Here is a 21,719-nt window from a genome sequence, read left to right as displayed (position 1 = left end):
CTGCTGAAATTTCTTCATGGGACTCCAGGTATGTTTCTCGATTATGTTGCCTTAGTGGCACTTATCTTTGTTGGGTTGACGCTATTTTATGGCGTGATTGTGGTACACGATATTCCCTATGAAATAGCAGTGCATCGGAATCATCCTCATCAGGATGCTATTCATGCTGCGGGTTGGGTAAGTTTATTCACTCTCCATGTTTTGTGGCCATTTTTGTGGATCTGGGCAATGTTATATCGCGAAGACCGGGGCTGGGGATTCACGGTTAAAAATAACGAAATGGATGCCTTGCGAGAAAGAATAGCGCAACTCGAAGCCCAGCATCAAAAAACGCAAACAAAGCCATCAACGGCCGAATAACCGATCAGGATTTACTGTGGACTTATTACTTATTCTGACTTATACCGCGATCTGTTTCGGTATATTTAAATTTTTCAAAATCCCGTTAAATAAATGGACGGTTCCTACCGCAGTCTTGGGCGGTATTGTTCTGATTGGTTCGCTACTGTTATTAATGAATTATAACCATCCGTATTCTGAGCGAGCACAGATGGTCACGGTGACGCTGCCTATCATTCCTGAAGTGGAAGGCGTGGTGGTTGAAGTCACCCCACACGCAAATCAGAAACTGAAAAAAGGCGATTTCCTGTTCCGTATCGACCCGACGGCCTACGAGGCAAAAGTCGAAGCCCTGAAAGGTGAGATAGAAACCGCCCAGCAAAACGTGGAAATGCTTAAAGCACGCCTGGCTTCCGAAAATGCGGATATTGCCCAGGCAAAAGCCGTTCGCGATTTAGCATTGAAAGATGCCAATCGCTACCAGAACGGTAGCAAAGACAAAATGAAAAGCCCGTTTACCGACCAGGAAGTGGTTCGCGCGCAACAAAATTACCTCGCCGCACAGGCCCAGTGGCGCTCGGTTCTCTCGAAACGGGATGAAACCGCGGCCCAGTTAAATGCCATGATCAACGGCGAAAACGCGGCAGTGTACCGGATTAAATCTAAACTCAAAGAAGCGGAATATTTCCTGGCAAGAACCGTCGTTTACGCGCCGAGCGATGGCTACGCCACGCAGCTTCTTCTGAAGCCTGGCATGTTCGTGCGCCCGCTCCCGCTGCGCCCGGTGATGGTGTTCGTTCCGGAGCAGAAAAACAGCGTGTTTGCCGTCTTCCGCCAAAACTCAGCCCTGCGTTTAACCGCCGGTGATGAAGCGGAAGTGGTGTTTAACGGCCTGCCAGGCAGCGTGGTTAAAGGGAAAGTGAAGCAAATTCTGCCGGTAGTCGCCAGCAGCAGCTACCAGGCGCAAGGCCATCTACAAGGCTTAAGTCTCGACCCGAAACTCGACGGTATTTATGCAGAAATAGAGTTGAATAATATGGCTGATATGAAGAACTTACCCGCCGGGACGATGGGCCAGGTGGCGATTTATTCAGACTATTTCAAACACGTTTCTATTATCCGCAAAATCCTGCTACGCATGACAAGCTGGATGCATTATCTCTATATCGATCATTGAGTTAACACCAGAAGGAGGCTTCCCATGCATCAAGCGAAAGTGTTATTCCCGACGGGGCATCGGCTTTTCCGGTTTTGCGGGTTTTTGTTCTGGTTTTGCCTGCCTCTTACGCTGGTGATTTATGGCGGCCAGTTCATCAATCTCAGCACCGTCGCGATTATTTTTGCCGCGATGCCGGTGGCTATTCTTCTGGTATCCATTGTGGTACTCAACGCCCCGACCAGCCTGTTACAGCTTGCAGGCGCGTCGCTGGCATTGATGTCGCTGCTATTTTTCCTGCAAGAAACGTTCCGCGATGCGACGAGCGATAGCTGGAAAGGCGCGCTGGCCGTGGTCGTCGCGGTCATCATGTTTGCGTGTCTTTACGTGCAACGCAAAAAACGCGGCTCTGAATCGCAACTTAACTTAAATTAGAACGATTTTTTCTCAGCCATATTTACAACACATTAATAGCTGTTAAGAATGGATATTATTTGAACATAACTACGGTCAATGTCAGAAGAAATCCTCAGGCAGCAGATCCAGAACCTCAAGAGGCACAACGCCCGTCTTAAGAGAATTGCGCACGACTCGCGTAACAAGCTGAGTGCGGCTCTTGACGGGACGGGTTTGTGCTTATGGCAGCTCGATATCGCGAGCGGAAAGTTAATTATTTTTAACCGCCGATGGGGTTCCATGCTGGGTTATCAGCCCAAAGAACTTAGCGCTCATTTTGACGTGTGGCGGGAGCATCTTCATCCTGAAGATAAAGAAATGGTGCTGTCTGCATTTTATAACCATCTCGAGGGCAAGACGCCATTCTACGAAGCGCTACACCGGATGCAGGCCAAAAATGGCACCATTTCCTGGGTGCTTGATCGGGGTCGTGTGACGGAGTGGAGTGATGATGGGAAACCGCTGAAAGTAACCGGCACCCACATCGATATGACCAAAGAAAAGCAGTACGAACAGCAGCTTTCCACGCTGGCTAATCACGATCCGCTTACCGGGCTGGCCAACCGGTATGCGCTGCATGCGCAGTTCGATTTGCTCAAAAATCTCGGTTCGCTATCCGTGGCGTTTATCGATCTTGATGATTTCAAAAACGTGAATGATACGTTGGGACACCGCAGCGGCGACGAAGTCCTGCTGCAACTCAGCCAGCGTCTACGTGATGCCTGCCCGGCAGAAGTGACCATTGGCCGCATCGGAGGCGATGAATTTATCCTGCTGTTACCGTGGACGCTGGATAATCAGGAAATTATGCGTATCGCCCTGCGATGCCTGGATGCCGCGATTACTCCGTTTGAGCTGGGTAACGGGGCGGCAAAAGTCGGCGCTTCGATTGGCGTCAATGAATCCTGGGCCAGCGACAATTTCAGCGATGCGGTGATACGTGCCGACGAATCAATGTATCTGATTAAACGCACCGGTAAAAATGGCGTGGCGCTGGGGGCCAGAATTCTCATTCAAAGCTAAGCCAGATATTTATTAAACCAATCAATCGTGCGCTTCCACGCCAGTTCCGCTGCGGCTTTGTCATAACGCGGTGTCGAATCGTTATGAAAACCGTGATTCACGCCGGGATAGATATAACCTTCGTAGACTTTATTGTTCGCTTTGAGCGCCGCTTCATACGCGGGCCAGCCCTCGTTGATGCGCGAATCCAGCTCGCCAAAATGCAGCAATAATGGCGCTTTGATGCGTGGCACATCTTCGGTTTTCGGCTGACGGCCATAGAACGGTACGGCAGCAGCGAGTTCCGGGTAAGCGACCGCCGCAGCATTGGCCACGCCGCCACCGTAACAAAAACCGGTGATGCCGACCTTGCCTGTCACCGCGTCGTGGTGCATCAAAAATTCGATAGCGGCGAAGAAATCATTCATCAATTTGGTGGGATCGACCTGCGATTGCAGCTCGCGGCCTTTTTCGTCATTACCCGGATAACCGCCCACCGAGCTTAAACCGTCCGGTGCCAGCGCAATAAATCCGGCTTTGGCAACGCGTCGCGCCACATCTTCAATGTATGGATTCAGGCCACGGTTTTCATGCACCACCACCACGCCAGGCACTTTGCCCGCCGCTTTTGCCGGGCGCACCAGATAAGCCCGCACCTGCCCATGGCCCTGCGGGCTGGGGTATTCGATGTATTCCGCCACAATATCCGGGTCGGTAAATTCCACCTGCGTGGCGTAAGCGTAATTCGGCGTTAATAAGGTGCCAAGCGCCACCGCCGAAAGCCCGCCGACAACAAACTTGCCCGCGATATCGAGAAACTCACGTTTGCTGATTTTGCCATGAACGTAAAAATCGAAGTATTCGAGTAATTCAGGAGGGAAATCTTTCGCAGTAAGTCGTGTCATTTGCAGGCCCGTCATATTGGTCAGTTTGATGTCGGATGACGCTTCGCTTATCCGACCTACGCAAGCCGTTGTAGGGTGGATAAGCGAAGCGTCATCCACCAACGCCCCATAAATAATGGCCTGTATTTACTGATTTTGCCTGGTCTAATTTAAGCGAGACTTAACCACGTTCACGCGCCAGATGCCGAAGCACACCAGTACTAACGCCAGCGCATAGCGCCATTCAAGAATGCTTTCTTGCAAGAAAATAGCCGACAATACTGCGCCCGACACCGGGATCAGGAAGTTAAATGGCGCAATCATGCCCACGCGATTGTGTTTCAAAAGCAGGCTCCACAGCGCGAACGCCACGGAAGATAACAGCGCTAAATAACCAAGAATTGCCACCGACTCCCAGCCGTGGAACGTCAGTGTGCCGCCGCTGACATACCCGCCAATGGTCAGCACCAGGCCGCCTATCGCCAGTTGCCAGCCAGTCATAATGGTGGCGTCCATGGTCTGCGAAATCCGCTTACCATACAGCGACGCGGCAGAAAGAATAAATGCTGCCAGCACCACGAAACCATCGCCCATCAGGCTAAAGCTAAAATCCATCAGCTGGCTGTTGAAGTTCACCACCATTACACCGGCAAAACCGAGTACGCAGCCCACCACTTTATTGATGCTGAGCTTGTCGTTCTGATAAATAAAGTGCGCGAGTAACACGCTAAAGAAGGTGCCGGTGGCGTTCATAATTGAACCTTTCACACCGGTGGTATAGGCGAGGCCAATATAAAAGAAGATGTATTGAATCGCGGTTTGCGTCACGCCTAATAACGCGAGTTGCGAAAACTGCTGGCGTGATAAACGCGCAACAGACTTGCCTTGTAGAGACGCAAACGCCAGCAACAGCAGGCCCGCTATCACAAACCGATAACCGGCAAAGACAATTTTCCCCGCCAGGTCATCCGTCGCTATCTGAAATATTTCATAGCCGTTTTTAATTGCCGGGTAAGCGCTACCCCATAACAGGCAACAAAAAGCGGCCCCCATCCATGCGATTTTCTTATTAGTAAACCGTGAAACGTTATTGCTCACGCCTCTTCCCTTAACCAAAATTAAACTGTCGTTTCAGAATCGACCATTATCCTTCAATAAAGAAAAATAGCGAGAGTGCCATCCACACTTTGCGCGGTGGATGGCACGACAGCCGTTTTAAGGTTTTGGCAGGTGCGAAGGACGCGCTTTCGGATGCACCGCAAAGTGCCCGTCAGGTGCGTTATCGACTTTCACATGGACCATCTCAGGTGCATGTTTTTTATTGGCTTTATCGCGGAACAGATAAACATTAAACGGCAGGATAAACACCAGCACAAAGCAGACAACCAGCAAGCCGCCGTAAACATCGTGAGCATGTGCGCCCGGCAAAGAACTCGGTGGAATAAACGAAACAACAAACGCCAACACCGAAACCACCAGGCCGGAACACGCCACCACCAGTTTGACTTTTTGACCACCAGGGATCTGGAAAGCGCGTTTTTTATCGCGTTGTTTACGCACCAGTTGAATGTATCCCAGGAACAACATCAGGTAACTGCACAGATAAATCACCACGGTGAGTGACAAGGCAATCAGGAACGACATATTGCTACCCCCTCCAGTATTAGTGAGAACAATCAACGCAATAGTCGTAATGATTAACTGGGAAATAACCAGCGCGACCGGCACGCCATTTTTATTCACTTTGGCAAAACGCGCAGGCAGCAGCCCTTTTTGCGCCGTCACCAACATGCCGCGCGATGGGCCGACAATCCACGAAGCGATTTCTGCCAGCACACCCAACATTAACAGTGCGGCAACCACACGAATCGCCCATTCAAACCCAGGACCGTAATAACCAATCAGCGTGCTGAATGCCTGCATCACACCGGCAGAAAGATTAATTTCGTGTTCTGGGATCACCGCCGCAACTGAGAGCCCGCCCACGGAACTGAGCACGATGGCGGCAATCACCAGTAAGATCATCGCCAGCGGGTAATCGCGCGCCGGGTTGGTCATTTCATTGACGTGAGTCGCCGAGGCTTCAACGCCCATGTAACTGAGCACGAACGCCACAAGCACCACTAAAGTGCCAATCTGCGAAAAATCAGGAAAGAACGTGTGCGCCGACATCTCAATCGCCAGCGGCTGGCCGTTATACAACCAGGCAACAGCCAGCGCGACCAGCACGACAGCCGGGAATAAAATCCCGAAGAAGAAACCGAGTTTTGCGATGCGGGCGGTGTAACGCGTGCCTTTAAATTGGGTGAGCGCCAGCCCCCACAAAATCAGCACTGCCGCTACGGTTCTGACCAGCGGGTCGGTATTCAGCGCAGGCCAGTTAAGAATGTAGGAAAGCGCGCCGAGCACAAAATAAAGCATCGGAATAAAGCCGATAGCGATTTGCAAATAGCTAAAGGAAATAGCCGCAAAACCCCAGCGTTCCCCGAGCGTATTGGAAACCCAGGCGAACAAACCGCCCTCTTCCCAGCCTTCAACCGTTGCCATTTCAGCCGCGCACAGGCCAACGGGAATAAACCAAAACAGGCCGCCCATCAGCAGGAAGAAAATCAGGCTAAAGCCTGAGGTCGCAAAAGTCGGATATTCATAAACCGCCATCACCATCGAAGCGGTAATAGCAAAAAAGCCGAGCAAAGTGAGTTGCCGGGCTGGGGGATTGGTCGTTGTGGTGGACATAAATCTCTCCGCATCCGCAGGCAGCGTGGCCCGCGGATGATGATTTGTGTAGGTCGGATAAGCGTTAGCGTCATCCGACATGAATCATGCGTGGTTAAAACCACCCGCTTCTTCAGCGGTCAACGAATGGGTGACGGGATTTTTTTCCAGCGCGTCGAGGGTGCGTTTCAGGTCAGCAATCAGCAATTCAGCCAGGTCAGTGCTCATGCCGTGCCGAACCAGGATGCGCTGCACCACTAAGTCCTCGCGATGGGTCGGCATAGAATAAGCAGGCACCTGCCAGCCACGGCTGCGCAAGCGATCGGCAAGATCATAAAGGGTATAACCGCAATGCTGATGTTCCGGTTTCAGCGCCCAGGTCAGTGCCGGAATACCGTTTTTGTGGCTGCCATCAAAAATGATTTCAAACGGCCCAATGGCGGCAATTTCGCGGGCCAGGTACTGCGCGGTGTTGTAACAAGCCATATGAATTTTGCGGTAGCCTTCACGACCAAGACGCAGAAAGTTGTAATACTGCGCGACAATTTGCCCACCCGGACGCGAGAAGTTCAGCGCAAAGGTCGGCATATTGCCGCCGAGGTAATTCACGTTGAAGATAAGTTCCTCTGGCAGATCCTGTTTTTCACGCCATACCACCCAACCCGCACCCAGCGGGGCCAGGCCGAATTTGTGGCCGGATGCGTTGATAGATTTCACGCGTGGCAGACGGAAATCCCAGTCGATTTCTGGTGCGCAGAATGGAGCAAGGAAACCACCACTCGCCGCATCAACGTGCATTGGAATATCCAGCCCGGTGCGCTCAAACAAATCATCCAACGCATCATGAATCTCTTTCACCGGCTCGTACTGGCAGGTGAAGGTAATCCCCAGAGTCGGCACCACGCCGATGGTGTTTTCATCAATGTATTTCAGCGCTTCTTCCGCAGTCATCATCAGGCGATCGCCGTCCAGCGGCACTTCGCGCAGCTCAACGTCAAAATAGCGGGCGAATTTGTGCCAGCAAATCTGCACCGGGCCACACACCATATTTGGCTTGTCGGTTGATTTACCTTCCAGTTCACGACGTTTACGCCAACGCCATTTCAGCGCCAGGCCGCCCAGCATCGCCGCTTCGGAAGAACCAATTGTGGAGCAACCCAAGGTGTCGGTAGCCGCGGGGGAGTGCCACAAGTCGGCCAGCATGTTCACGCAGCGCTGTTCAATTTCAGCGGTTTGCGGATACTCGTCTTTATCAATCATATTTTTGTCGATGGACAAATCCATCAACTGACGAATTTCGTCATCCACCCAAGTCTGGCAAAAAGTGGCCAGGTTTTGACGGGAGTTACCATCGAGCATCAGTTCATCGTGGATGGCGTGAAACACATTACGCGGGTTACTTTCCTGCACCGGAAATGCGGTTTTTGGCAATGAAGTGGACAATTCTACGGAAGCATAAACGTCGTCATTATCATTTTCGACGGGCTTATTGAGCATAGTCATAATTATTCCTTAATATAAATTAAATAATTTCATTAATTATTGCGAATCTTTCATCGCCAATTTTTTGGGCTGAGCGAGAGAGAGTTTCTTACGCAGAGAAATAAAGCCTCTAGCGCTAAAAATCATCTCCAGGCCAATAAAGGCGGTGGTGAATAAATAAGATTGACTCGGGTTGAGGCCAAGCCATATGGCGGCAATCAACAGGTCGAAGACACCGATGAGTACGTTCCAGATTGCGCCTGCCCGGCCACGCATAGTAAAGCCGGATACGATGCGAGAAACCCCGCCGATAATGAACAAACAGCAGAAAACAATCGACAAAGAGTTGATGCCAACCAGCGGGTTAACGATGAAGCTGTAGCCCAACAATAGCCACACTATCGCGAAGACAGCACTAACCAATTTCGATTTCCAGTGCTGGGTGCGGAACACCAGCAGGCAATAAAGAGTATAAAACCCGCAAATCATAAACATCATGCCGGTTATATAAGCGAGATACATGCCAGCCATAAAGGGAAAAAGTAAGCAGCAGGCACCACAAATAAGCAGTAATATCGCCATAACCAAAGCATGCTTTTTATAATGAAGGCGAGAAACTTCACTCAACGCTTTCATTCTATATTGGTTAAATATAAACATAACATCTCCGCCGTATAGTTAATGATTGAAATGGTAGTGCTTGCCACCAGGCGGGTAAATAAGAGTGACGGGTCATTGTTATACGCTAAGTCTGACGTCTGTATTCGCTTTCCGACATTTGTAAGACTGCACCTGCATTATTCATTCGGCGCTCTGATTTTCATCGTGACAGTTATTTTTTATTCTGATGGCGTTCGGTGATAACCACCTGGTTTATTAAGGAGAAGAAAATGAAAAAATTAATTCTGGCAGGCATGATGGCAACGATGATGTGTTCCGCATCGGTTATGGCGGCGACGGCAAATACTGCGGCGCAAACTGCGGCAACCGCTCAGATACAAAAAGAAGCCACTGATGTGATGCAGATTGCCGTTCAGGGTGCAAATGCGATGCGCGATATTCAGCTTGCCCGTCTCGCGCTGTTCCATGGCGTTCCAGCCAGCGCCAAAAAGCTGACAGATGACGCCGCAACGCTTCTGAAAGACGACAGTACCGACTGGAAGAAATTCGTTAAAACCAACACTAAAGCGAAGATGATTGACGACCAGTATGTGATTATTAACGCCACCGTTGCGCTGTCTGAAGACTATATCGCGACACCAGAAAAAGAGAGCGCCATCAAATCTGCCAACTCAAAACTGGCTAAAGGCGACCAGAAAGGCGCGATTGATACACTGCGTCTGGCCGGAATTGGCGTGATGGAAGATCAGTATTTAATGCCGCTGAACCAGACCCGCAAAGCGGTGGCTACAGCACAAAAAATGCTGGCGGATGGCAAATACTATGAAGCGAATCTGGTGCTGAAAAGTGCGGAAGACGGCATCGTGGTGGATAGCGAAATGTTTGCTGCCAGCAACTAAAATTATCATGCCGGATGCAGGATGACGCTGCGCTTATCCGCCTACGATTTCGATTCCGGTTTCGTAGGGTAGATAAGCGCAAGCGTCATCCACCTATTTTTAATGGCTCATCAAACTCTCTATCTCCACCTCGATTTCACGCATAACTGTCGCAATTTCCTCTAACGCCTCCCGTCGCTCCTCAAGCGGCAGCGCATCATGGCGACGTGACTCAAATGGTTCGCAAACTTTCTGCAAAGCAGTGATTTCCAGTATTTGCGCCGAGCCATGCAAACGGTGTAACGCGTGCAAAAATTTCTGCGGCTCATCGAGTTCGATGGAGCGCACGACCGCCTGCAAATCATTGGCAGAGGCTTCGCGGAAAGTTTCCAGAATTTCATTCATTAACTTCCTGTCACCGCCGGTATTCTCGGTCAGAATGCTGAGCTTTAAATGACGGGTGACGCCAGGCGACGCACGGCCAGTATCGAGTTTGCTCAACTCATGCGTCAGCGTTTGAACCGACACCGGTTTAAACAGGCACTCATCCATCCCGCTTTGCAGGCATTGCTCGCGCGATTGCGAAAGCGCGCTGGCAGTCAGCCCCCAAATTTGCAGGCGCTGATTCTGGCGGCGCAAAGATGCCGTCAATTCCAGGCCATCTTTCTTCGGCATATTGACGTCCGTTATCAACAAGTCATACGGCTTGTTGAGGATTTTCGCCTCCGCTTCTTCACCGTCACAGGCTTCATCCACGTTGTAACCAATGGCGTTCAACTGGCGCTTGAGCAACAGACGGTTAGTCGGATTATCGTCCGCAATCAGAATCGACAAACGCGGCAGGGGCGATAGCGCTGCGGGAGTATCACGCGTCGGCGTCAGCGTTTGGCGCCCGGTTTCAACGTCCAGCGTTATCGTAAATGTGGTGCCCTGCGACTGGCGGCTAGTCAGCTCAAGAGTGCCGCCCATCAGCGTCACCAGCTCTTTGCAGATAACCAGCCCTAAACCCGAGCCGGTTTGTTCGCGCCCCTGGCGCGCCTGCGCATAACGATGGAACAGCATCTCCTGTTCTTCCGGGCTAATGCCGCAGCCGGTATCACTCACCGTGACAACCAGCGTGCCGTGTTTTTCATCTTCAGGAATCAGGCGAGCCGAAACCTGGATATGCCCTTTTTCGGTAAATTTCAGCGCATTTCCCACCAGATTCGTGAGTATTTGCCGCAATGCCTGCGGATCAACCAACACCCGCTGGTCGGCAGCCAGATGGCTGATGCAACGCAGCGCAATCCCTTTTTGCCGGGCAAGCGCATCGAACGAATGGCACTGCAAGTCGATCAGTTGCGATAAATCCGTCCATTGCGGAGCAATTTGATATTTACCGGACTCAATTTTATCGACATCCAGAATCTTACCAATCAGCCCCAGCAATGATTGCGCCGTTGCTCCCGCCAGGGCTATCGCTTCTTTACGCTGGCTGGCACTGAGATCTGACCCGGACAGCAACTCTAAAAAACCGACTATTGAACTCACCGGCGTGCGCAGTTCATGGCTCATGCTCGCCAGGAAGCGGCTTTTCGCTTTAGTCGCCTGAATGGCTTTATCTTTTTCCGCTTCTAACTCGTGAGAAAGCGCCTCTTTGAGGTAAAGCTGTTCTTCAAGTTCACGTTGGGATTGTTTTCTTTTACGCACTTCTCGCGACAGCGACAGCCCCCAGGCGAGGCTGATGGCAATCAACACCAACGCGAAAATCACCAGCTGATAAAACTGCTTGCTGTACAGGCTCCAGGTATCGATTTGCACGCTGGATATTTTCGACCACTTCTCCGTCATTTGGAGAATGTCACGCGGAGGAATCGCCTGTAGCGCCTTACCCAAAATGGACTTGAGTTCTGGTTCATCACGCGCCATCGCAAAACTCAGCGACGCACTCGGCATGCCCGGCAAACGCATGTAGTGCATGTTCTGCGGGTAGTAATGGTCAATCATATAACGCGCTGAAAGCTCGGTAGTTATTGCGGCGTCAACCTCGCCCTCCTCCACCATTCTCATCGCCACGCTGACATTGTCTGTTTCAACCCAGGTCGCCTGCGGGAACCGTTTCCTTAAGTCACGCGTCAAAATTTGCCCTGCGGCCACGGCAATGCGCTGCGGTTTTGCAAGCAGCAGACTGGCGTTTTCGCGGTGTGCCGTCACCAGCACAAACGAGACATTCATCAGCGGGTCGCTAAACGAGATAAAGCGCTGCGGCTCACTGCTGAGCGTGGCAGCGGGAATCATATCCCATTGACCAGGCTTCATTTTCTCCGTCATTTCGCGGTTGGAATTGACGATGACCGGTTGAAACTCAAGGCCGGTTTGCAACTGAATAATATTGAGTAAATCCGCCATAATGCCGCGCAATTCACCGTCGCTATCGACCAGCGTAAACGGCGGGTAGTTTGGGTTAATCAACACCCGGACTTTAGGGTGCTTTTTAAGCCACTCTTCCTCTTCACGGCTAAAAGGGATCGGCGAATTAAGATAGGAGAGATTGCCGCGATTCAACCAGTTCTGCATCACCCGCATATGCGTTTCGTTGCTGATAGAAGTAATGAAACGCTCAAGGATATTTCGCAATAGCGGCTGATTTTGGTTGGTAACAAAATAGTTATATTGCTCCTGTTTATTAAAGTAGTGAGTAATAACCAGCGATTGTGAGAAATATTTCGAGATGCAATTCCCGGTGGTGACATTGTTGCCAATAAAATATTGGTTAACCCCGGACATGACCGATGACAGCGCCTGATAATCACTATCATAAAAGGTAATTTTAGCTTTCGGGAAAGCCACTTTAATCACATCGAGAAACGAACAACCGCGCACACAAGCCACCGTCACTTGTTTGTCACTCTTGAGCGGCAGCAGCGTGTTTTTCAGCGAAGTAACCAGCGTCGGCCAGGTCTTAATCAGCGCGGAAGTGCGCAGCAAATGGCTGCCAACCTCTTCACGGTCGGAGAGTTGAGTCAGCAAAGTATCGACTTCATTTCGCGATAGCGCAGCCAACGCTTCCTTTTCGTTATCATATTGTTTGATAGCGATTTTAGTGTTGATATTTTTTTGCAGCAACGCGAGGTAATCCGCATTCACGCCCTGGTAAAGTTCGCCACCGCTTTCGTAATCAATAGGCGAGACTTCCGGCAACCAGGTACCGATCGTTAAGGTGGTTTTATGCGCCAGCCAACGCGTTTCTTCAGCGTTTAAACGGACATCCAGTTGCGCCGGATGATAATTACTTTTCAGCTCAATGGAATGCGTCGCCGCCGGAACCGAAAATATACTTAAGCAAAACAGTGCTACCAGATAAATAGATAAACCAGATCGCATCGTATTACCCTATTTTATTTCTTTGCGCGTAATCGTAAAGTTCCATTAATGAAGAACAGTCTAACTTTTCCATTAAGCGGCTTTTATAGGTGCTCACGGTTTTATTACTGATATTCATTTTGCTGGCAATGGTGGTGTAATCAATGCCATTGAGGATATAGCGTAATACCTTCATCTCCTGGGTAGACAAGGTATCCAGCTTATCCTGTTCGGTGAGGGTCGAACCGCTAAAGCGTTCGAGAGAGAAAGGGAAATAGCTGTAGCCATTTTTTGCCGCCTCGATAGCCGCGAGGATATTGTTCATCCCCTCTTTTTTGCTCACAAATCCATTGGCACCAAATTCGGCGCTACGTTTACCGTAGAACAGTTCATTCTTGGCAGAGATGATAATAATAATGCCGAGATAGTGCCGCTTTCGTAATTGCTCCAGCACTTCGATACCGCTAAGACCGGGGATATCGACGTCAATAATCAGCAGTTCAGGTTTGAGTCTTTCTACGGTTTGCACCACCTGCTCACCGCTGTCCAGCTCGGTGGTGACAGTGATGCCATTGGTGTCCAGCAAATTGCGAATGGCTATACGAGCCAATGGGTGATCGTCAACGATTATCGCGTTCATTGCGTTAAAACATCCTGGTATGAAAAGGAAACAGCGAAGCGCGTAATATTATTACTTTTAGAGATGATTCTGGCGTAGATTAAATTTTAACATCACTGGCAAAGTGTTCTTAAATATTTACACCCTGTAGGAATAATGGAGAAAAATGATTTCGATCATATTTGAATGATCTATTTTGGACTACATACGTAGGATAGGGATTTCAATTATTACGTTTGAATCTTAATTGTTATTTTTGAATACAACCGTCTCACGCTTACATGAGAAGGGAAAAATCCTTCCCATGTAAGCGTGAACACCCTGAGTCAGTTTTATGCATCAGCCAGTTGCTTTGCTTTCTCTTCTTCTTGTTGCTGCTGCTGAGTTTCCAGCATTTTTTTCTCGTATACTTTGAAGAACGGGTAATAAATCGCCAGAGAAATAAAGAAACAGATAAACACCAGCCCGCAGGCAATCAGGTTCCAGTTGGTGGTAATCAACGCGCCGAGCGGGGCTGGAATGGTAAACGGTGGTTTCACCATCATACGCGGAATAAGCCCGGTGATAGTAAACAGATACACCACCACGGTATTCACCATCGGTGCCAGAATAAACGGCACCGCCAGAATCGGGTTCATCACTATCGGTGCACCAAATATCATTGGCTCATTGATATTAAATAACCCTGGAATAAACGATAATTTCCCCAGTTGTTTCAGATATATCGCTTTAGAACGAATAAACAGCACCACTAACGCCAGTGTGGAGCCCGTCCCGCCCATCTGCGCATACCACTGGAAGAATTGCTCGGTGAAGATATTCGGCAGCTCATAGGCGCTGGTTCCGGCCTGGAACATCTCCATATTCTGCACAATCGCCTGATCCCAAAGTGGACGAATCAGCGGCCCCATCACTGCATGACCGTGGATACCAAACACCCAGAACAGGTCGATAAAGAATTGAGTCACAATACCGCCAAACAGATTCGTGCCGGTCATAAACCCTTTGAGCGGCATAATAATGAAGCTGATAATGGCGTTAATATCAATATTAAAAAAGTGACGCGGGATCCAGAAAACCAGCACCACGGCGAGCGTCGGGAACAACGCTGAGAACGAACTGGCTACAACCGGCGGCACACCTTCCGGCATTTTAATTTCGATATTTCTGACTTTTATAAAGCGATAAATCTCGATGGCGATTAACGATGAAATAATTGCGCCAAATAACCCCTGGGAACTTAACGATGTGATTGGAATATAACGCCCCGACACCACATCTCCGGCAACAGTAACCCCTTGTTTAATGTTGACGGGCACAATCATCAGCAGCGTCGCCAGCATCGCTAATAGCCCGCTGGTAATATCGTTGAGTTTATAACTTTTCCCGAGGAACGAGCCAATGGTAAAGGCGGCGTACAGCGACATCAGCCCGACGGTGAAGCGAAAGGGAACATCCAGCATATCGCGCCATGGCGCGATAAAGTCCATATACCCTTTGATCGGGATATTGAGCAAAATAACGAAAAATGAACCCACAATCGTCAGTGGCAAAATAGAAATCAGCCCGTTGCGGATTGCCTGCATATGACGCTGATTGCCGATGGCATTCGCCACCGGGAGCATCTTTTCAGCCAGTCTTTCAAAGTAAGACATCTTATGCCCTCTCGAAGCCATTATTTTCAATTACCGAACGGAACCAAAGCCCTGACTTTTTCAATGAGCGTTGCTGCGTTTCTAAATCCAGGCGGTAAAAGCCGTAGCGGTTTTTATAAGCATTTTGCCATGACCAGCAGTCGATAAACGTCCACATTTGATAGCCCAGGCAGTTGCTGCCATCAGCCATCGCTTTATGTAAATAGCTCAGATGTTCCTGAAGAAATTCAATCCGATAATCATCCTGAACCTGGCCGTTAACCATGAACTGTTCTTCATCAGAAATACCGATTCCGTTTTCAGAAACAAACCACGGTAAATTGCCGTAACGCTCTTTCACCACCATCGCAATGTCATAGAGCGCTGCGGGATAAATCTCAATGCCGCGGGATGTATTCATCCTGCGACCCGGCATGATGTATTCTTCAAAAAAACGTTCCGGCACAAAACCATGCGGTTCTTCGAGTAGCGTTTCACGTGCTTTGACGCGGCGAGGGCGGTAGTAATTTATTCCCAGTAAATCAATTTTGGTGCTGGCAATAAGCTCGCAGTCACCCGGCAAACTCTGCGGCAGCTGATCGTGTTCTTTCAGCAGCGCTATCAGTTCGTCAGGATATCGCCCCAGCAAAATAGGTTCATTAATACTGCGGGTATAAAACAAGTCTGCCATTTCTGCGGCGTGTAAATCCTCCGGTGAATCACTGCGCGGATAGACCGGAATAACATCCATGATAATGCCGATTTTTCCCGGCAAATTCATACGTCGCCAGGCTGCAACGGCTTTGCAATGCGCCAGTACAATATGATGGAGCACCTGAGCTGCGCGACGGAAATTGGTCACATACGGATAATGACGCGGATGCAAATATCCGGCTTCTGCCGGGATAAGCGGCTCATTAAACGTGAACCAATAACGGACGCGATCGCCAAATAGGTCGAAGCAGATTTCCGCATATCTGGCGAACGCATCCACGACTTCGCGGTTTTCAAATCCGCCTTTTTCCTGAAGCGCCATCGGCATATCAAAATGATACAGGTTGATAAACGGCTCAATACCCTGGTCATGCAGTTCGTTGATGACTGAATTGTAAAAATCGACTGCCTGCGGGTTAATTTCCCCATCACCATCAGGGATTAATCGTGACCAGGAAATAGAGGTACGAAACGAGTTCAGACCGATATTTTTGGCAAGCTGAATATCTTCCCGATAATTCTGGTAAAAGGTCGAGGTGTCATCGGCAGTTACGCCATTATGAAATCGCTGATTAAAATGGTGCGAGGCATAATCCCAGATATTCTCCCCTTTACCATCACCGGATTTATGCCCTTCGGATTGTGTCGCACTGGTGGCGGTTCCCCACCAGAAATTATCAGGAAAATCGTAATTCATAGCCTGCCCTTATTGTGGGTTATTCAGTAAAGACAGGGCGTGATCCAGCACTTTGTCACCTTGCATAGAGCCATACTGCATCATATCAATGGCTGCAACAGGGACGCCGTGCGCAGCGGCAGCGGTGGATAAACTCTTCAGTTGAAATTTCACCTGCGGCCCCAGCAAAATGACATCTGCTTCAGTGATGATTTGGTCAAAATCAGAAACCGGCACCGCCGTAATTTCAACGGTAATATCGCGTTGAGTGGCGGACTGCTTCATTTTTTCCACTAACATGCTGGTAGACATTCCGGCTGCACAGCATAAAAAGATCTTCTTCATCATATCCCCTTTTGTAATAAGTCTTGTTCTGCTCGACATGCGTTAAATTAGATTTTGCGGCGAGCCGTAAAAAGCAGCAAGAGAGGGACAACACAGAATGAATTTTAACAATTGGTACTTTCAGGCAGATGATGGTACTTCTTAATTTTTAGGCATGATAAACAGTAAGATAGGGCTGTTACTTCCATCGCAAATATTATTCATATTTGCGATGTTATGGGATTATATCGCTGAACATTATGACTTCTGGAATATAAATATATTCCAGAAGTCATTACTGTTATTCGTTATTTTAATTAAAAACTTCATCGACCATCGCACTACCCAATCGCATTGCCGAACAAATACGCGGCATCCCCAGCGAAACGCCCTGATGTGTTTGCGTTGTAGCAAAACTAACCGGGTGTTTTTCGCTGTCACAATCATCACCAAGCCATGCCAGCGCTTCTTTGCTTTCCATCATTTCTGGCGTTGTTGGGAACATCAGCCATTCATAGTAGTAATGGCGAGTGCGGACAGACGCATTCACATCTTGCGCTAATTGCCTGATAGCCAGCGCACGTGCTTGCTCAATTAACTCCGTGGTTTGCAATGCATTACCGAAGCGTAGCGCCTCGCCAAACGCACCCCAATACAACTCTTGTAGCGCGATATAACAGCGGCCGGCCGGAGAAAATGCCGAGTAATGCCCGGACTGCCAGCGGGCAATAACCTGCTCGCAATGCACCAGCCCCAGATGAGTCATATCGCTGGCGTTCAATTGAATTTCCAGTTTGTCGATACGCTGCACCAGCAGTTGCTGTAACTGCACGAACTGCTGGCGAATCTCAGGAACATCATAGGATACGCGCGTACGCATGCTCTCTTGTACCTTGACCATTGCCCGGTGCTTTTTGGCAACCCGCTGGCAAAGCTGCCCGAGCATCGCCAACGTCACTTCTGGCGCATCCAGTAATACGTCGTCCAGCGCCCATTTCTGCAACTGGCTTTGGCCGATGAATTCCTTCGTCAGACGTTGATAAAAGGCTTTGCTGTGCTGACTGCGCCACGACTCGCGCATGGCACCACTGTTTCTGGCAAAGTCGACGACAAACTTCTCTGCAACACATTCCAAAGCGCGTGTTTGCGTTCCGGGTAATAAACCACTCATTGCTGTTCTACCGTAAAAAGCGTCTGAATATCATCCCGCAACAGGCGGGTGTCCTCGTGGATGTAGCGTGTGGTTCGGACACACTGTTGAAGCTGCTGGCGCAAGATCATCACCGCCTCTTCATTTTGCGAACGTGCCATCAGGCTTTGTTGCAGATTCAGGCGTATCGCATCCAGCGCCTGGGAAAAATCATCGAAGAAGGCGGTCATTCCCTCCGTGACAGACATTTCGATTTGTGCCGCCATGTTCTGGTTAAGCTGCAACAAGAACTCAGCCACATGCTGGCACAGCCTGCGTTGCACATCGGCCAGGGAAATCACGTAGCGACTTTGCATGACGGTGTAGCCTTCCCAGCCCCAATCGTCGCTATTGAGCCAGCGAGCCACCGTTCCACGCATTCCCTCCGGGCGGCGTAATCGCGCGACGGGAATATCCTGCTCTTCGATAAGCTCGTTAAATGCCTGATTAGCATTGAAGTTTAATAAGCCGACGTGAAACACCGGCAGGCTAATATTGGTGCGAAACCCGGCCTGCGTTAACCCCTGCGCGACGCGAGATTCAATCGGTTTGAGGGTATTTCGCAGCGTATCGGCCAGTTCGACTTCGAGATAACTGAAAAGATGAGTTAACTCCTCGGTCATCTTTTCTTGTGCGGCAGTCAGAATGACTTCGCATGAAGCGCGAATTCTGTGGAGCGCAATTTGCGCAGAAGGCTCGTCGTCAAAACTGAGAGTGGCGTGGCGGGCGTCAAAGTCGCGCCCGCGCTGAGTGCCAAACGAGAGCGCCTGGCGCGTGAGTTTCTCTGGCACCATGCCATTACGAAAGTAATCTTCAATGTGGGTGATAATTTGCAGCTCATAGCGACGAATAAAATCACCCATTGCATCAATGGCTTGTTTGACGTTATTACGTGCAACGGTATTGGCCGTCTGCTGACTGGACGCCGCCAGATTCATATCATCTTCCAGTGCTGCGATATTTTGCTGCAATTGCTCGCTGGCAATTTGCAGGCCGTGGCAACGGAAATTCAGGTAATCTTCCGCGCGCTGGGTGTAGTTCAGCAATTTCTGGCAGGCAGAACGCAGCGCGTACATCGACGCATTAGCATGAGCGGCATGGAGCACCGTTTTGACCGGTGCTTCAAACATCGAATCTTCCCACAGTAATTCTGCCGCCTGGCGCAAGGCTCCAGCATCCGCCAGATCTTCATTGCGCCAACGACGGCCAAGTGCGGCGTCAGCAAAATCCTGCACCCAGCGCTGCTCATTGGGAGGCGGTAATTTGCCGTGTAATGTCAGTTCATGACGAGCGCGATTGGCCAGATATCCCCACATAGATGACACCGGGAAAACATGGCTGGGATCGATTGCCCCTTTCATTAATGTGCCGGAAATCAGCGCTTTAATTTGTTCTTCATCGTCGCTATTGCGATCTTTCTGGTCAAACTTATTCACCAGCGCGTAAAGCGGGACGGAAGTTCCAGCGCCCAAAATAGCTTTGCGCACATCTTCATCAGAAACCGATTTTAATTGGGTGTAATCCAGCACCGCCAGCACAGCCGATGCCTGCGCCAGTTGTTCCTGAAGCATTTTTTGCAAATGTGGCTGTCCAGCTTCATTTGGCCCTGGCGTATCTAATAGTGTCAATTGGCCATGGGTTTCATCCATTCCTGCAAGATGGACAAATTCCACCTCAATAACCGGAACATGTTCAATCGCCGCGTACGCTTTAAAAGGAAAAGGCACATCCAGCGCTTTGGATAAACGCACCAGGTCATTCAAGCTTTTCAGGCAATGAAATATGGGCTGCGCACCAAGATAATGCTTAGCGAATGAATTTCCTTCGGCAATTCGGGTTAATAACCCCGCCATATCCTTGTCAATTTCCAGATGTTTTGTCAGCGTTTCGCTGTCCGCTTGTTGCAAACGGGTTTGCAATATCTCCATCAGCTTTTCAATGGGCTGAACATAGGGAAAATGCAGCACCGGTTCACGCTGGCCGGGCGTATGGCGAATAAGCGTCGGTAACGCCGTCATCGGACGGTTGCGATTAGGCAAAACTTCCGTCCCAATAATGGCATTAATGGTGGTAGATTTTCCCGCTTTTACCGTTCCGACTATCGCCAGCACCATTTCATGCTGGGTAATTTTCCGTAGCTCATTTTGCAGCAGCGCCTGTTGCGCCTGAATGCTGCGTGGGCAAAATTGCGAGGCTGCAACCTTGCCTGTTGACGGTTGAGCGAAATAATTATTGTTATGCTGTGCCGTAAAAGAGGTCGTTTTTAAAGTATTCAGGTTTTGCAGGGCGAGTTGCAATAACCGTTCTGCTTCCTGACTTAACTCAAATATTGCTTGTGTGTGCATAAAAAATCCTTACTTAAATCAAATTACGCGGATTTTTAAAAGTCTTTATATTTTTGTGGGAATGCAGTACCGGTAATTATAATTACGTGCGGAAATCATTTATTCGTTAATATTATAATTAAGACTAATTTTTCATATAGAAAAGACCTGGACGAGTCGCCAGTTGAATAACTCGGAAAAGAATACAATAACGCATTTTGATAATCCAATTCTGTATTTTCGTCGCGAATTTGGAAATTAAATAACGTTTTAAAATAGCACTTTCTTATTGCTGCATGTCTGAAAGCACTCATCATTACAGCAGTAGTCCCGACAAAAGCAGGGTTTTAATGTATAATCGTGCCACTTTTGGCGGAACGCCGCTATTTTTGAGGATATTATTTATGACTCTCCCTCACTGCCCGAAATGCAATTCCGAGTACACCTACGAAGACAACGGTATGTTTATTTGTCCGGAATGTGCCCATGAATGGAATGATGCCGAACCTGCGCAAGACAGCGACCAACTGATTGTTAAAGATGCCAACGGTAATCTGCTGGCTGACGGCGATAACGTCACCGTAGTGAAAGATTTGAAGGTTAAAGGCAGCTCTTCAATGTTGAAGATTGGTACTAAAGTCAAAGGGATCCGTCTGGTTGAAGGCGACCATAACATTGATTGCAAGATTGATGGTTTTGGCCCGATGAAGCTGAAGTCTGAGTTCGTTAAAAAGAACTAACTTAGTGTCGGATGACGCTGCGCTTATCCGACCTACGAAGGGTCGTTGTAGGGTAGATAAGCGCAGCGTCATCCACCATTCCCCCTCCCCCCGCCTGGCTAGCCCCGCGCCCCGCATCTAAACTTGTTCTGTCCATAAAATAATCTCTCTCTATGAGGAATTAGACCATGTCTATTGGCCCCTACATCTTTTTTGACGGCACCTGCGAAGAAGCTATCGACTTCTACAAGCAAGCCGTTGGTGCTGAGTTACTGTTTAAAATGACTTTTGGCGAAATGCCGAAGGATGAAGCAAGCGACACCGCCGAGGGTTGCGGCAGCGGATTTAACTGGCCTGACGATAAAATCATGCATGCCAATGTACGTATTAGCGGCGGCGAAGTGATGATGAGTGACGGCAATATGTGCGCCGATAAAGTGAAACACACGGGTTACGCGCTGAGTCTTACCAGCAAAGATGTCGACGAAGGCAAACGCTGGTTTGATAATCTCTCCGTCGGAGGCGATATCACCATGCCGTACGGAGAAACCTTCTGGGCAAAAGGCTTTGGCATGTTGACCGATAAATACGGTATTCCGTGGATGGTGAATGTCGAAAAACCGATGTAACCGGTTCGACCTGATG

The 21,719-nt window shown here is 49.3% G+C and carries 19 protein-coding genes; 7 read left to right on the top strand and 12 right to left on the bottom strand.

What is annotated here, in order from left to right; all coding sequences use genetic code 11:
* Window positions 1-30 precede the first annotated feature (30 nt).
* From AC0IWZ_RS00675 to AC0IWZ_RS00660, 4 genes are all read left to right on the top strand, one after another.
* Window positions 31-360 carry a DUF3302 domain-containing protein gene (locus AC0IWZ_RS00675; RefSeq protein ID WP_034492619.1) on the top strand — a complete coding sequence of 110 codons (330 nt, stop codon included), beginning with the start codon at window positions 31-33 and terminating at the stop codon, window positions 358-360.
* A 16-nt stretch (window positions 361-376) separates the two neighbouring features.
* Complete coding sequence (locus tag AC0IWZ_RS00670) at window positions 377-1,516, top strand: HlyD family secretion protein (RefSeq protein WP_410373575.1); 1,140 nt, start codon at window positions 377-379, stop codon at window positions 1,514-1,516.
* A gap of 24 nt (window positions 1,517-1,540) precedes the next feature.
* Window positions 1,541-1,930 carry an EamA family transporter gene (locus AC0IWZ_RS00665; RefSeq protein WP_051873612.1) on the top strand — a complete coding sequence of 130 codons (390 nt, stop codon included), beginning with the start codon at window positions 1,541-1,543 and terminating at the stop codon, window positions 1,928-1,930.
* A gap of 78 nt (window positions 1,931-2,008) precedes the next feature.
* A complete protein-coding gene (locus AC0IWZ_RS00660) occupies window positions 2,009-2,974 on the top strand; it encodes a GGDEF domain-containing protein (RefSeq protein WP_034492614.1) in 966 nt (321 codons plus the stop codon).
* Here AC0IWZ_RS00660 and yghX read toward each other — a convergent pair.
* The 5 genes from yghX to AC0IWZ_RS00635 all read right to left on the bottom strand — a co-directional run bounded on the left by yghX (window position 2,971) and on the right by AC0IWZ_RS00635 (window position 8,694).
* A complete protein-coding gene (gene yghX / locus AC0IWZ_RS00655) occupies window positions 2,971-3,858 on the bottom strand; it encodes a YghX family hydrolase (protein WP_471679102.1) in 888 nt (295 codons plus the stop codon). The genes AC0IWZ_RS00660 and yghX overlap by 4 nt on opposite strands.
* Window positions 3,859-4,002: 144 nt before the next feature.
* Entirely contained in the window at window positions 4,003-4,890 is an 888-nt protein-coding gene (locus AC0IWZ_RS00650; RefSeq protein ID WP_471679103.1) for a DMT family transporter, read from the bottom strand.
* 162 nt (window positions 4,891-5,052) lie between these two features.
* On the bottom strand, window positions 5,053-6,573 hold the full coding sequence (gadC, locus tag AC0IWZ_RS00645) for a glutamate/gamma-aminobutyrate antiporter (RefSeq protein WP_034492608.1): 1,521 nt from the start codon (window positions 6,571-6,573) through the stop codon (window positions 5,053-5,055).
* Window positions 6,574-6,657: 84 nt separating this feature from the next.
* Window positions 6,658-8,049, bottom strand: coding sequence for a glutamate decarboxylase (locus AC0IWZ_RS00640; protein WP_471679104.1), 1,392 nt, complete (start codon window positions 8,047-8,049; stop codon window positions 6,658-6,660).
* Window positions 8,050-8,091: 42 nt separating this feature from the next.
* Complete coding sequence (locus AC0IWZ_RS00635) at window positions 8,092-8,694, bottom strand: DUF308 domain-containing protein (RefSeq protein ID WP_471678386.1); 603 nt, start codon at window positions 8,692-8,694, stop codon at window positions 8,092-8,094.
* A gap of 230 nt (window positions 8,695-8,924) precedes the next feature.
* On the opposite strand from AC0IWZ_RS00635, the gene AC0IWZ_RS00630 reads away from it, so the two are divergent.
* Window positions 8,925-9,554, top strand: a complete 630-nt coding sequence (locus AC0IWZ_RS00630; protein WP_471678387.1) for a YfdX family protein — start codon at window positions 8,925-8,927, stop codon at window positions 9,552-9,554.
* A 99-nt stretch (window positions 9,555-9,653) separates the two neighbouring features.
* Here the strand turns inward: AC0IWZ_RS00630 and AC0IWZ_RS00625 are convergent, their stop codons facing one another.
* From AC0IWZ_RS00625 to crfC, 7 genes are all read right to left on the bottom strand, one after another.
* Window positions 9,654-12,896: an ATP-binding protein gene (locus tag AC0IWZ_RS00625; RefSeq protein ID WP_471678388.1), complete on the bottom strand. Its 3,243-nt coding sequence runs from the start codon at window positions 12,894-12,896 to the stop codon at window positions 9,654-9,656.
* Window positions 12,897-12,900: 4 nt separating this feature from the next.
* Window positions 12,901-13,515, bottom strand: coding sequence for an acid-sensing system DNA-binding response regulator EvgA (gene evgA, locus AC0IWZ_RS00620; protein ID WP_034492598.1), 615 nt, complete (start codon window positions 13,513-13,515; stop codon window positions 12,901-12,903).
* Window positions 13,516-13,826: 311 nt separating this feature from the next.
* The gene (locus AC0IWZ_RS00615; RefSeq protein ID WP_034492597.1) at window positions 13,827-15,149 is read right to left on the bottom strand and encodes a PTS sugar transporter subunit IIC; all 1,323 of its coding nucleotides are present in this window, start codon (window positions 15,147-15,149) and stop codon (window positions 13,827-13,829) included.
* 1 nt (window position 15,150) lies between these two features.
* Complete coding sequence (locus tag AC0IWZ_RS00610; RefSeq protein WP_034492596.1) at window positions 15,151-16,539, bottom strand: glycoside hydrolase family 1 protein; 1,389 nt, start codon at window positions 16,537-16,539, stop codon at window positions 15,151-15,153.
* A gap of 9 nt (window positions 16,540-16,548) precedes the next feature.
* Window positions 16,549-16,863: a PTS sugar transporter subunit IIB gene (locus AC0IWZ_RS00605; RefSeq protein ID WP_410373569.1), complete on the bottom strand. Its 315-nt coding sequence runs from the start codon at window positions 16,861-16,863 to the stop codon at window positions 16,549-16,551.
* 292 nt (window positions 16,864-17,155) lie between these two features.
* Window positions 17,156-18,013, bottom strand: a complete 858-nt coding sequence (locus tag AC0IWZ_RS00600; protein WP_410373568.1) for a diguanylate cyclase regulator RdcB family protein — start codon at window positions 18,011-18,013, stop codon at window positions 17,156-17,158.
* Window positions 18,010-20,376 (bottom strand): clamp-binding protein CrfC, encoded by a 2,367-nt coding sequence (gene crfC / locus AC0IWZ_RS00595; protein ID WP_471678389.1) that lies wholly within the window; start codon window positions 20,374-20,376, stop codon window positions 18,010-18,012. The genes AC0IWZ_RS00600 and crfC overlap by 4 nt, the downstream gene beginning before the upstream one ends.
* A gap of 383 nt (window positions 20,377-20,759) precedes the next feature.
* On the opposite strand from crfC, the gene AC0IWZ_RS00590 reads away from it, so the two are divergent.
* Both AC0IWZ_RS00590 and yjdN read left to right on the top strand, forming a co-directional pair.
* The gene (locus tag AC0IWZ_RS00590) at window positions 20,760-21,095 is read left to right on the top strand and encodes a zinc ribbon domain-containing protein YjdM (protein ID WP_034492586.1); all 336 of its coding nucleotides are present in this window, start codon (window positions 20,760-20,762) and stop codon (window positions 21,093-21,095) included.
* Window positions 21,096-21,262: 167 nt separating this feature from the next.
* On the top strand, window positions 21,263-21,703 hold the full coding sequence (gene yjdN / locus AC0IWZ_RS00585) for a VOC family metalloprotein YjdN (RefSeq protein WP_410373566.1): 441 nt from the start codon (window positions 21,263-21,265) through the stop codon (window positions 21,701-21,703).
* Window positions 21,704-21,719 lie beyond the last annotated feature (16 nt).

The sequence above is a fragment of the Buttiauxella sp. AC142 genome (genome assembly GCF_979253435.1).
Note: the sequence above shows the minus strand (reverse complement) of the source record. Positions and strands in the feature narration are given on the sequence as shown.